Source organism: Acinetobacter sp. ACNIH2 (genome assembly GCF_002934965.1).
In the GTDB taxonomy this organism is placed as follows: Bacteria; Pseudomonadota; Gammaproteobacteria; order Pseudomonadales; family Moraxellaceae; genus Acinetobacter; species Acinetobacter tandoii.
The window spans coordinates 603,166-614,703 of sequence record NZ_CP026412.1; the positions used below are offsets into that span (position 1 = coordinate 603,166).

The 11,538-nt window shown below is 41.0% G+C and carries 11 protein-coding genes; 6 read left to right on the forward strand and 5 right to left on the reverse strand.

What is annotated here, in order from left to right; all coding sequences use genetic code 11:
* Positions 1–2 precede the first annotated feature (2 nt).
* Entirely contained in the window at positions 3–1,616 is a 1,614-nt protein-coding gene (locus C3F34_RS02840) for an oleate hydratase (RefSeq protein ID WP_044740933.1), read from the forward strand.
* 128 nt (positions 1,617–1,744) lie between these two features.
* Here the strand turns inward: C3F34_RS02840 and C3F34_RS02845 are convergent, their stop codons facing one another.
* Complete coding sequence (locus tag C3F34_RS02845; protein WP_044740934.1) at positions 1,745–1,936, reverse strand: NF038215 family lipoprotein; 192 nt, start codon at positions 1,934–1,936, stop codon at positions 1,745–1,747.
* Positions 1,937–2,215: 279 nt separating this feature from the next.
* On the opposite strand from C3F34_RS02845, the gene C3F34_RS02850 reads away from it, so the two are divergent.
* From C3F34_RS02850 to C3F34_RS02870, 5 genes are all read left to right on the forward strand, one after another.
* Positions 2,216–2,764 (forward strand): TetR/AcrR family transcriptional regulator, encoded by a 549-nt coding sequence (locus C3F34_RS02850; protein WP_044740935.1) that lies wholly within the window; start codon positions 2,216–2,218, stop codon positions 2,762–2,764.
* Between the two features lie 12 nt (positions 2,765–2,776).
* Positions 2,777–4,426, forward strand: a complete 1,650-nt coding sequence (locus C3F34_RS02855; RefSeq protein WP_104441038.1) for an MFS transporter — start codon at positions 2,777–2,779, stop codon at positions 4,424–4,426.
* A gap of 33 nt (positions 4,427–4,459) precedes the next feature.
* Positions 4,460–5,617 carry an HlyD family secretion protein gene (locus C3F34_RS02860; RefSeq protein WP_044740937.1) on the forward strand — a complete coding sequence of 386 codons (1,158 nt, stop codon included), beginning with the start codon at positions 4,460–4,462 and terminating at the stop codon, positions 5,615–5,617.
* Between the two features lie 63 nt (positions 5,618–5,680).
* Positions 5,681–6,550: a 1-aminocyclopropane-1-carboxylate deaminase/D-cysteine desulfhydrase gene (locus tag C3F34_RS02865; protein ID WP_104441039.1), complete on the forward strand. Its 870-nt coding sequence runs from the start codon at positions 5,681–5,683 to the stop codon at positions 6,548–6,550.
* Positions 6,551–6,614: 64 nt separating this feature from the next.
* The gene (locus C3F34_RS02870) at positions 6,615–7,814 is read left to right on the forward strand and encodes an NAD(P)/FAD-dependent oxidoreductase (protein ID WP_044740939.1); all 1,200 of its coding nucleotides are present in this window, start codon (positions 6,615–6,617) and stop codon (positions 7,812–7,814) included.
* An 89-nt stretch (positions 7,815–7,903) separates the two neighbouring features.
* Here the strand turns inward: C3F34_RS02870 and C3F34_RS20235 are convergent, their stop codons facing one another.
* The 4 genes from C3F34_RS20235 to eutC all read right to left on the reverse strand — a co-directional run bounded on the left by C3F34_RS20235 (position 7,904) and on the right by eutC (position 11,525).
* Positions 7,904–8,047 carry a hypothetical protein gene (locus tag C3F34_RS20235; protein WP_158654327.1) on the reverse strand — a complete coding sequence of 48 codons (144 nt, stop codon included), beginning with the start codon at positions 8,045–8,047 and terminating at the stop codon, positions 7,904–7,906.
* Between the two features lie 144 nt (positions 8,048–8,191).
* Positions 8,192–8,347 (reverse strand): hypothetical protein, encoded by a 156-nt coding sequence (locus tag C3F34_RS20240; protein ID WP_016166005.1) that lies wholly within the window; start codon positions 8,345–8,347, stop codon positions 8,192–8,194.
* A gap of 64 nt (positions 8,348–8,411) precedes the next feature.
* Complete coding sequence (locus tag C3F34_RS02875; protein ID WP_104441040.1) at positions 8,412–10,091, reverse strand: mechanosensitive ion channel; 1,680 nt, start codon at positions 10,089–10,091, stop codon at positions 8,412–8,414.
* 618 nt (positions 10,092–10,709) lie between these two features.
* A complete protein-coding gene (gene eutC / locus C3F34_RS02880; RefSeq protein ID WP_044740941.1) occupies positions 10,710–11,525 on the reverse strand; it encodes an ethanolamine ammonia-lyase subunit EutC in 816 nt (271 codons plus the stop codon).
* Positions 11,526–11,538 lie beyond the last annotated feature (13 nt).

Sequence of the window (11,538 nt, forward strand, 5' to 3'; positions counted from 1 at the left end):
TCATGCCGAATAAAAAAACATTCGACGCTAAACACACACATCTCTGGATCGTGGGGGGTGGCATTGCAGGTATGGCCGCAGCAGCCTTTGCCATTCGTGATGCACAAGTCCCTGCCCAAAACATTCATATACTAGAAGAATTAAACCTTTCGGGTGGCTCGATGGATGGTGGTCAAACTCCTGAAGCTGCACATGCATGGGTTACACGTGGTGGACGGATGCTGACTGATGAAACCTATTTATGTTTATGGGATTTATTTTCGAGTATTCCCTCTTTAGAAAACCCAGACATTTCTGTACGTGAAGAATGTCGTGAGTTTAATGAGCAAGTGAAAACCCACGCAAATGCACGATTAATTGACGCCAAGCATAATATTTTAGATGCGGAAAAATTAGGTTTAAGTAATTTGCATCGAGCTCAAATGCTACGCTTATTAGCATCAAAAGAAGAAAAAATTGGCAGCCGCCGTATTGATGAGTTTTTTGATGAATCTTTTTTTCAAAGTAATTTTTGGCGCATGTGGCGAACCACTTTTGCCTTTCAAAAATGGCATAGCGCGGCTGAATTAAGACGTTACTTCTTACGCTTTATTCAAGAACTGCCTCGCATTCATACTTTGGCTGGGGTAAAAAGAACCAAATATAATCAATATGATTCGATGATTCTGCCGTTACAGCGTTGGTTAGTTGAGCAAGGCGTTGATGTGCGCTTTGGTAATTATGTCACCGATGCAGATTTTCATACTGATGAAACCACACAAGAGCGTCGTGCGACCAAACTTTATGTCACATTACCTGAAGGCAAAGAAGAAATAGAGCTAAAGCAACATGATCTTGCCATTTTTACCTTAGGTTCAATCACTGCCGACTCACGTTATGGCAGTAACGATGATGTTCCCGCATTAATTCGAGATCGCCAAGATCACGGTTGGAGTTTATGGGAAACGCTTTCTAAAAAAGCACCTGATTTTGGCCGTCCTATGAGTTTTTATGGCAATGTGGATGAACATAAGTGGGAGTCGTTCACACTAACCATGAAAGATGATGTACTCCTGAAACGGATTGTTGACTATACGGGCAATCAACCTGGTACAGGTGCGTTAATGACATGGTTTGAATCAGGGTGGCATTTGTCGATTGTGGTTCCCGCACAGCCCCACTTTGCCAATTTGCCACAAGGAACTTTTACCTTATGGGGTTATGGTTTCCAAATAGATCATCAAGGTGACTACATCGCTAAACCTATGAGCGCATGTACAGGCAAAGAAATTTTGACTGAATTAATTCATCAATTAGGTTTCGAGGACATCTTAGAGCACGTACTTTCTAACACTGAGGTCACAACAGTCATGATGCCGTATGCGTCAGCCCTATTTGCTTGCCGTAAATCTGGAGATCGTCCTTTCGTGATTCCAAAAGGATCACAGAATTTCGCATTCTTGGGGCAATTTGTAGAAATTGAAGATGATGTGGTCTTTACCGTCGAATATTCAGTTCGTGGAGCAATGCTTGCCATCTATGAATTCTTTGGGGTCGAACGTAAAATCCCAGAGATTTATAATGGTTTACTCGATCCTAAAGTTGGATTAAAGGCTTTAGAAGCAGTTTTCCACTAATGACTTGAATTAAAAAAAAAGAGCATCATTCAGATGCTCTTTTTTATTTAATCTGTTTTGAATCAGTCCAATTTTTGCCTTCGTATTGGCAACTAAAATCAAGTCAAATTCGTCCAGAATGAAAAATACTAAGGTTGTGAATGATCGACGTGGGATGTTTGATCACGAGCCATCGACTTATAATCATGATCAGCTACAGGCACGCCCCCAATGACCATGGTTCTAACCATCGTTTGAGGTTTATTCAGATCATCCTTTGCATCACAAGCTGTGAGCAACCCTGCCATAATACAGATCAGTATCAAGGATATTTTGTTCATCACATCCCCTTTTTTTCTTTCTTATTGTTTATTCAGCATAGCACTTTTATTTTTCCAATCCTATTAACTTTGTTACAACTTTTATCCTTCAATATGAGCAGTTTTAGGACATTTTATTTCTTTTAAAAACATTAATTATTTATAGTAAAAACAATAATGTAAGTAAATTAAATTAGACGCCTATAAAGTCATTTACAAAATCTTACAGGACTGAATATTTACAACGGACATTTTTGTCCGTTAAATAATAGTACTCCCAAATCAAATGAAATAATCACCATGACCAGTCGTCAACAGCGTGCTGCACAAAACCGTGAAGAATTACTCGAAGCCGCAGTTCAGGTTTTTCGCACTCATGGGATAAATGCACCGCTGCAAATGGTCATTGATGCAGCCAACGTCGGACGAGCAACTTTTTATCGTAATTTTGAAGACCGTCGTGCGTTGGTGATTGCACTTATGGAACAAGCTTTGGAACGGCTTGCACTCCGTGCTGAAGCATTTTCTCAGTATGAAGATGGCTTTATCCGTTTAATTGAAAACCATGTCTACAACTTACCTTATTTAACTGCACTGATGGAATATTGGCGGGTGATTGATCGTAATGATCCTATCATGGTCGATATTTACGCACGTCGCGATGCAATTTTGCAGCCTTTGATTGATCAAGCCATTCGCCACGGCGTGTGTCGCCCCGATTTGACCACAAAAGATTACGCCATGATTACGGCTATTTTAAGGACTTCATTTCAAGGACTGACTGATAAAGAGCAACAACAACTTGCGCAACGTGCGATTGAGCTACTCCTCAATGGTATTCGATCATAAAGGGCTCCAATCATGACACAGCCCCCACGCCTCCTCGAACCTGCGCCAAACTGGACGCCCGAAGAAAAGCCAACCCTACCTGGTTCCCCAGCTGTCATTGCTCACTCCAATACCAAACGTATTCTATATTTTTGTATCGGCTTGTTTATCGCACTGTCTGCGAGTCTGAGTAATGGTTTTATTACCGCGAATTTGCCCTTAATTCAGGGTGAATATGGACTCACTCCTTCTGAAGTGGCTTGGATTCCTGCTGCTTATGTCATGGCAAACGTCAGTTCTAACCTGATTTTGTTTAAAGCCCGCCAACAATATGGTTTACGTCTCTTTTCTGAAATTGGCCTACTCATTTTTATTGTGGTTTTGGTTTTACACGTCTTTGTGCATACCTTTGAAATGGCAGTGTTGGTACGTTTTATTAGCGGCATGGTTGCAGCACCTCTCAGCTCTTTAGGTATGTATTACATTATGCAAGCCTTTAAGCGAGAGGATTTTGGTCGCAGTATCTATTTGGCTTTAGGCTTTCAACAGCTCGGCATTCCCTTGGCATGGATTATTTCTCCATACCTTATTGATGTGAATAACTGGAATGTCCTATACACCTTTGAAATTGGTTTAGCCCTATGCTGTTTCGCAATGGTGGTGTCTCTTAAATTACCTCGCAGTTTAAGAGTAGCTGTTTTTGAAAAGCAGGACTTTTTCACCTTTGCTCTGCTTGCACCCGGTTTTGCCTTTTTGTGTATCGTGTTAACCCAAGGACCAATCTTGTGGTGGTTTGATGTGAAATGGCTGGCTTACCTGTTAATTGCTGGGTTCAGCCTGATTGTGATTGGTTTGGTCTATGAACATTATCGAGTCAATCCACTGATTATGACCCGTTGGCTGGGTACATCATCCACGGTACGTTTTATCATTGGTGCCTTTGCAATTCGCTTCTTAATGTCGGAGCAAAGTTATGCTGCGGTAAGTTTTCTCAAAACCATGGGCATGGGACCCGATCAATTTGTTCCGCTCTATGTGGTGATCTTTTTAGGCATTGTGTCTGGAACCTTATTTAGTGCGATCACCTTTTCACGTGAACGGATTATTTGGCACCTACTGTTAGCTGAAGCTTTGGTATTGGTTGCTTGCGGACTGGATTTCCATCTCACTAGCGATGTTCGTCCTTCCAACTTTTATTGCAGCCAATTTTTGGTCGGCCTTGCCAGTGGCGTATTTATTGGCCCATTGCTGGTTACAGGAATTTTAAGTGCCATGCAAAAAGGCCCCACCCATATTGTCACGTTTATTGTACTTTTTTCAGCAACCCAAACTTTTGGTGGCTTAGTCGGTTCATCCTTTTATTCCACCTATCAACAGGTTCGAACCCAAAACTACCGTGCCGAAATCATTCAGCAGCTCCCAGAAACCAACCCTTTAATTGCTCAACGAATTTTAACCTATCAGCAAAGCTCACAACGTTACACGCTCGATCAGCAATTAGAACAACAACAAGCCTTAAAAAACTTAAATCAAGTGGTGACTCGAGAGGCCCAAGTACGAGCCTATAACGATGTGATTAGCTTCAATGGCGTTGTCGCCATGCTGCTGTTGTTATGGGGGACATTCCTGATTGCACGGAATCAATACCAACTGCGGCAACAAGCGAAAATCGGTCAAACCTAATGCCACCACTCCCTATTTATTTGAGAAATTGTTATGTCTGATGATCAAAAACCAGTAGCTCCCGCTGAAAAAAATGTAACTTCTGAAAATACGCCTGAGGCTGAACAGCCAACGGCGACAGCACCCACTACGCCGCCATCCAGTAAACTGATTCCAACAGCGAAACGTACCTTGATTTTGATGTTTTTAGTACTGATCATCGGTATTGGCATCATCTTGTGGGCGTGGAAAATTGGACCTTTTGATAGTACAGTTGAATCCACTGACAACAGCTACATCAAAGGCAAAACCACAGTACTTTCTTCGCAAATTAATGGCTATGTCAAAGATGTCTTGGTCAGTGATTTTGATCACGTCAAAAAAGGACAGGTGTTGATGCATATTGATGCCACCACCTATGACCAAAAAGTGACGCAGGCGGAAGCTGGAGTAGATCAAGCTAAAAACAACCTATCGAATCAAACGCAAAGTATAGCTCAGCGTAAAGCCGATATTGTCGCGGCAGAAGCTAAAGTCGAACAAGGGCGAGCAGCCTACCAACTATCATTGGCACAACAGCAGCGTTATCAACAGTTGGGGGACTCTGGTGCAGCATCTAAATCAGAACAAGACAAAGCCGTTGCAGATACGCAAAATAACTTAGCCCTATTACAACAGGCACAAGCCAATGTACTGGTTGCTCAAGAAGCGTTAAAAACCGCACAAGTGGCTGAAACTGGACTCAAAGCGCAAGTAACCAATGCCGTTGCGCAACTGGATCAAGCCAAAACCACCAAAAATTACAGCAGTATTATCGCTCCTATGGATGGACAATTGGGTGAAGTCAATCCACGCGTGGGACAATATGTGGCAGCAGGGACACAGTTGCTCTATCTGATTCCACAACAAACTTGGGTCACCGCCAACTTTAAAGAGACTCAAATTGCCAACATGAAAATTGGGCAAAAAGCATGGTTTACGGTGGATGCCTTAAATCATCAAAAATTTACAGGTCATGTCGAGCAAATTTCCCCTGCGGCTGGCTCAGAGTTCAGTGTGCTTAAAGCCGATAATGCTACGGGCAACTTTACTAAAGTGGTTCAACGCATTGCAGTACGTATTGCGATTGACCCGAATCAAACGGGCATAGAAAACTTACGTCCTGGCATGTCCGTGATTAGTTCAGTCGATACCCACTCTGCACAACGTTAATCTTGTGCAGAAAAAATTCATTTTCATTTACACTATGCTCTGAGCCAAGTTGATAAAAATTCTATGTTTGACCAAATTGCCCAAACCATTCCCTATCAGCAAATTACTGTCGAAGGATTTGAAATTAGCATCAAACGTTTGGACTTGGTTCATCCACATATTTCAGGCAATAAATTTTTTAAACTCAAATACAACCTGTTAGCGGCACAGCAACAAGGCTATAAAAAACTGCTGACCTTTGGTGGGGCTTATTCCAATCATATTGCTGCGACGGCCTATGCAACACAGTTATTTGGATTTGAAAGTCTAGGCATTATTCGAGGTCAAGAGCTAGTCAGTAAACCCTTAAACCCAACTCTACATACGGCGCAACAATTTGGTATGCAGTTGCAGTTTGTAACGCGAGAAACCTATCGACAAAAGCAAAGCTCAGCCTACTTAGCACAGTTACAACAAGATTACCCTGACTATTATGTGATTCCGGAAGGGGGAACGAATCCGCTTGCCATTCAGGGCTGTACAGAAATTCTCTCTGATGAAGATCGACAAAATTACGACCTGATTTGTTGTGCAGTCGGTACTGGTGGCACCATTGCAGGCCTCATTGAAGCTAGTACTTCACAACAGCAAATTTTGGGCTTCTCCGCGCTCAAAGGCGATTTTCTTACAGCAGAAGTGCAGCAACTCACCCAAAAACATAATTGGCAAATTACCGATCAATATTGTTGTGGCGGTTATGCCAAAACTACGCCTGAACTACTGCAATTTATTCAAGACTTTGAGCAGCGCTATCAGATTCCACTGGAACAGATTTACACAGGCAAAATGCTGTTGGGCTTAACCGATTTAATTCAACAAGGGACATTTCCAGTAGATCATCGCATTTTGGTGATTCATTCTGGTGGGCTGCAAGGTCGTTTAAATACGCTTTAGATAGTCCTGAAAAAGCAAAAAAGTTGGTCTATAATGCCCTGCTTTATTCTCCCGTGAGTGTGTCATGTCCACAAATCAATATGATGTCTTAGTTTTAGGTGCTGGTGCATCTGGCTTAATGACAGCCTATATGGCAGCTCAACGCGGACGTAAAGTCGTGGTGGTAGAAAAAGCCAATAAAGTCGGTAAAAAAATTCTCATGTCGGGTGGTGGTAAATGTAACTTTACCAACCTCTATGTCGAACCAAGCAACTTTATTTCACATAATCCGCACTTTGTAATTTCAGCCCTGACCCGCTATACCAATTGGGATTTTATTGGCTTAGTTTGTGAGTACGGCATTGAATATGAAGAACGTAAACATGGTCAACTCTTCACCCTCAATGGTGCTAAAGAGATTTTAGCCATGCTATTAAGTGAGTGTGAAAAAACAGGTTTGGTCGATATTAAAACCAACTGTGAAGTGAAAGCCATCACTGCACTTGATGAACAAGGTTTTCAAATTGCCACAACACTGGGTTATTTTGAAGCTGAATCTGTCGTGGTTGCATCGGGTGGCTTGTCTATTCCAACCTTGGGAGGGTCAGGCATTGGTTATGAAATTGCGAAACAATTTGGTCATCATGTTTATCCGACTCGCGCAGGTTTAGTGCCTTTCACCTTCTCGGACAGCTTTAAAGAAGTAACTACACGCTTAAGTGGCAACGCTGTAGATGCAACTTTATCGAATGATTTAAACGCTTTCACTGAAGCTCTTTTATTTACCCATCGAGGACTCAGTGGGCCAAGCTCGCTACAGCTTTCAAATTATTGGGATATTGGGCAAAGCTTCAAAATTGATTTCTTGCCAAGCATAGATTTGCAAGATTACTTAAAAGCGAAAAAACAGAGTCAACCTAAAGCCCTACTGCGTACTTTACTGGGTGAGCATTTCCCGAAAAGCGTGGTGGTTGAACTACAAAACCTCATTTGGCCTGAACTGGCTGAAACTGCGATTGGCCAATTGTCGGATGAAAAACTGGAACACATTGCAACGCGCTTACATGCATTTGAAGTCAAACCATCAGGAACAGAAGGCTACCGTACTGCTGAGGTGACTTTAGGTGGCGTAGATACCACTGAAGTTTCATCGAAAACCATGGAAAGTAAAAAGCAAAAAGGCTTATATTTTGTGGGTGAAATACTCGATGTCACAGGACATTTGGGAGGATTCAACTTCCAATGGGCATGGTCATCAGCACATGCTGCTTCGCAATATGTTTAATCTTTCTCAAACAAAAACAGGCAACAGATGATTTCTGCTGCCTGTTTTTGTTTGACCCAAATTTCAAGTGATAGATGAAATATCAACCGTTACTCTAAATAGTCCGTACGCAATAAATGCACTTGTTGATTGGTATGCACACGCTCAATCGCTTTTTGCATTTGGTCTAAACTCTCTTGTGTATTCGCAACTTTAGTCAATGCATTTAAACGGATTAATAAGAATTTAAACATTGTTATTCCCTTCCTTATCTATTTTTAGTTCTAAATTTAATTCAGAAATATGTCAGCAGTATTAAACTAAATACTAAATGATACTGAACATTTTCTATCAATAGCACAATCAAATTTAAAATGCGACTCTTTCAGCATAAAGTATTAGGATTCCTGTTTTAAGGGATCCTCTTCTTCAGTGGCATTCGCTTGTGTTGATTGTTGGGCAAAAATAAATTTATAGGCACTCACTAAAAATCCGAAGGTAATTCCTGCAATAATGATTGGGGCAATAATCGTATTTGGTCTTTTAATTTTCATCATTTTTCCTCATTTACAAGATCGACCTGCCTAAGCATGATCGATCTTGGTAAAATTAAACACGTTATTTCGGGTCATCTTTTGGCTGAATATCGACATCTTCTTCAGCTTCTCCCGTAGAACCATATGGGTTATTCAACGGTTTATGATCAGGGTCGACCAATAGATCATCTGGAACAACCTGATCTGTAGGTGATGTTGCAGCGGTTTGTGGCTTGACCTGTGTAGATGCCATTGGTGTCGACGTTTTCGGTTGGGGATTAGGTTCTTTCGCCTGCTTTTTCGCACACTCAATCAAGTCAGTCAAAATACGTTCCGCAGGTTGACGACCTCCCAAGCCAAATGCCAGTGCAAATGCCACAGCGACAGCACCCAAAGTTAAACCAAATGCCAGATTTACAATCGAATCTGCAATTCCCATCGCTCTTAAGCCCATGGCAACGACCAACCCCATAATGAGCACACGGACCAAATTGGCTAACCAAAGCGAACTCTGATATTCACCACGCTGTACAACATTTGCCACCAAATTGGCCAACCAAAATCCAATCACTAAAATGACAGCACCTAATAGAATATTGGCACCAAACTGAATAAACATGGAAATTAGTATACTAACTTGCTCTAAACCCAAGCGATTGGCTGCTTCGGATACTGCAAATAGCATGGTAAAGAATACAATCAGATAACCCAACACACATGAAATTTTCGTAGTGCCTAAAAAGCGCTGTAGATCAAGTTTGGCAGGAATATCATCCACTCCAGTCCCAGAAACTACATCCACCACCAAATTTGCCACAAAACGTGAAACGACATAAGCAATAATCAAAATTAACCCAGCCGCAATAATCTGCGGAATTGCATTCATAATTTCGTACAACATAGCTGTTGCAGGTTGTGAAATTGAATTAATGCCCAAGGCTTCAAATGCAATAATTAAGGCAGTAATAATAATAATGGCAAATACAAATGAGCCTAATACATGGGCTAAATTCGAATTCTTAAACAATCCAATTTTTTGCGCTTGTTTTTGTAGATCTAAACTTTGTATCAAGCCTTCCAGAATACCTCGAACAATTTTTGCCAAAATATAGCCGACAAAAACAATCACAATGGCAATAAATAAATTCGGTAAATATGAAATGGCTTCATTTAACATATTTTGAATTGGGAACAGCAAACCATTTAAACCTAAAATCGACAGAACAACCGGTAAAAATAGCAATAGAATCAGCCAGTAAACAATCTCACTGATATTTTGACTGATTGGACTGACACCTACATCTTCACTCAATTTTTCATCGAGCTGAGTTCGATCCAATAATTTTTTCAGTCCTACTTTCACTAAGTTGGCAAAAATCCAGCCAATAAAAGCAACGGCCGTGGCTGCCAAAAGTTGAGGAATAAATAATAAGAATTGTTGAATCATATTACTGAATGGACCACTGACGCTAGTCAGATTCAAAACATTCAATGCACCAATCACGGCGATCAGCAGTACAATCCAAAAGACAATTCTAGACACGATGTTTTCAATATTGGAACGATGTCCCGTTGCACTTGAAAGCTTTTGATTGGTGCCTAATTTAGATAACACCTTCTTCACCGCAGCAGCGATCACTAAAGCAATCACCCAACCAATGAGCAAGATAGCAACAGCAGACAAAATTGGATGCAACTGATCCCAGTAATACATTCCATTCATTTCAGGGGGTCTCATTCCCCCTTCAAAAAACTCATTCATGTCTATTCCCTCTTCTTATTTCTGTTCATAACCGACTCCATCAGGAGCTTGATTGTTGTTGTATTCATAAAAACATGGAGGTACTCAATAACCTTAGAATTTGTATTTTTTTTAATCAACACTCATATGCAGAATTACAACAAAAGGGCACATTCAAATAGCAAAAAAGCCCTAGCTTATTGAGCTAGAGCTTTTATCGAATAAAAAATCATTTAGTTAAATCGTCTGTTTAACTCAAGCAAATCCACCCCGAATTATTGCATCGAACCCCGTCTTCTCACATTGTTTCAAAGACTTTCCCCGTTGCACATTCTTAACTTGGCGTTCCGCTTGAAAGCATATAGACCACAAGTGCCAAGAAAAAGATACCGACTAAGATTAGCATGTACACTGGTAAGCGTTTTTTTTGTCTTATTTCTTCAGCACTCGTGACATGAGGCGGTTTATTGAAATCATGTACCATGTTCCCCTCACAAAACTCATCCCTTGTTGAATTTTTATACTAACAACAAAAACTATAAGATTGTGTGACAAAGCATTATTTGATCGTGAGCGCTTGTAAATTATCTATAGAAAAATAACTTAGCTTTCATTTCTGTAGAGTAGGATCTCGCTTTTTTAAAAAATCCCATGTAGCAATTGGGGTTGCCCCTGCTCAATGACCATTTCATGCTCATCTTTTAAATTCACACCAGAAAATTGTAATTGTTTGGACTTCGACATGAGGGCAACAAGGCGTTGCACCGCTGTCACTTCATCTAAGCCTGCTGGACGCACATTCGAAATACAATTACGCATGGCATCATGACAGCCTTTTTGAGCTTGCCACGTATAATAAATACCCATGCTATCTGGAGAACTCAAGCCTGGGCGCTCTCCAATCAACATGACCAACATTTGCGCATTTAAAATTTGGGCAATTTCATCCCCCAAAGCCACTCGGCTTCCTGTTGCGATAACAATAGGGGCGATGCTCCAACCTTGTTGGGCACACGCCTCTAACATTTTAGCAATAAAACTCACCGCATTATCTTCAATCGCACGTGCAGATAAGCCATCGCCTGCCACAATTAATACATCATATTGTTTTTGTTCTGATTGCATTGCTGTAAGCATTTGCCTTGAAGTCGCCGAAAGTTCTCGCCCCAAATCAGGACGTTTCAAATAGGTATCTTTGTCGACTGCACAACTACTAACTTGCACAAAAGGAATGGTCTGCTGTTCAAATTGCTGGCTTAATAATTCAATATCAAGAGGTTTTAATACGGCATCTTTAGCTTGGGCATGAGCCAGTTGAAATTCTAACAGTGGACGAGTTGGTAGACTTCCGCCTGTACGCCCCAAGGCAATTCGAGCATCGGTAAACTGTTTCAGTTGTTCCCAACTATTTTTTTCAAATTGCTGTGGATATTGAACATCATAATGTAACTTCATCCATATCTCCCTA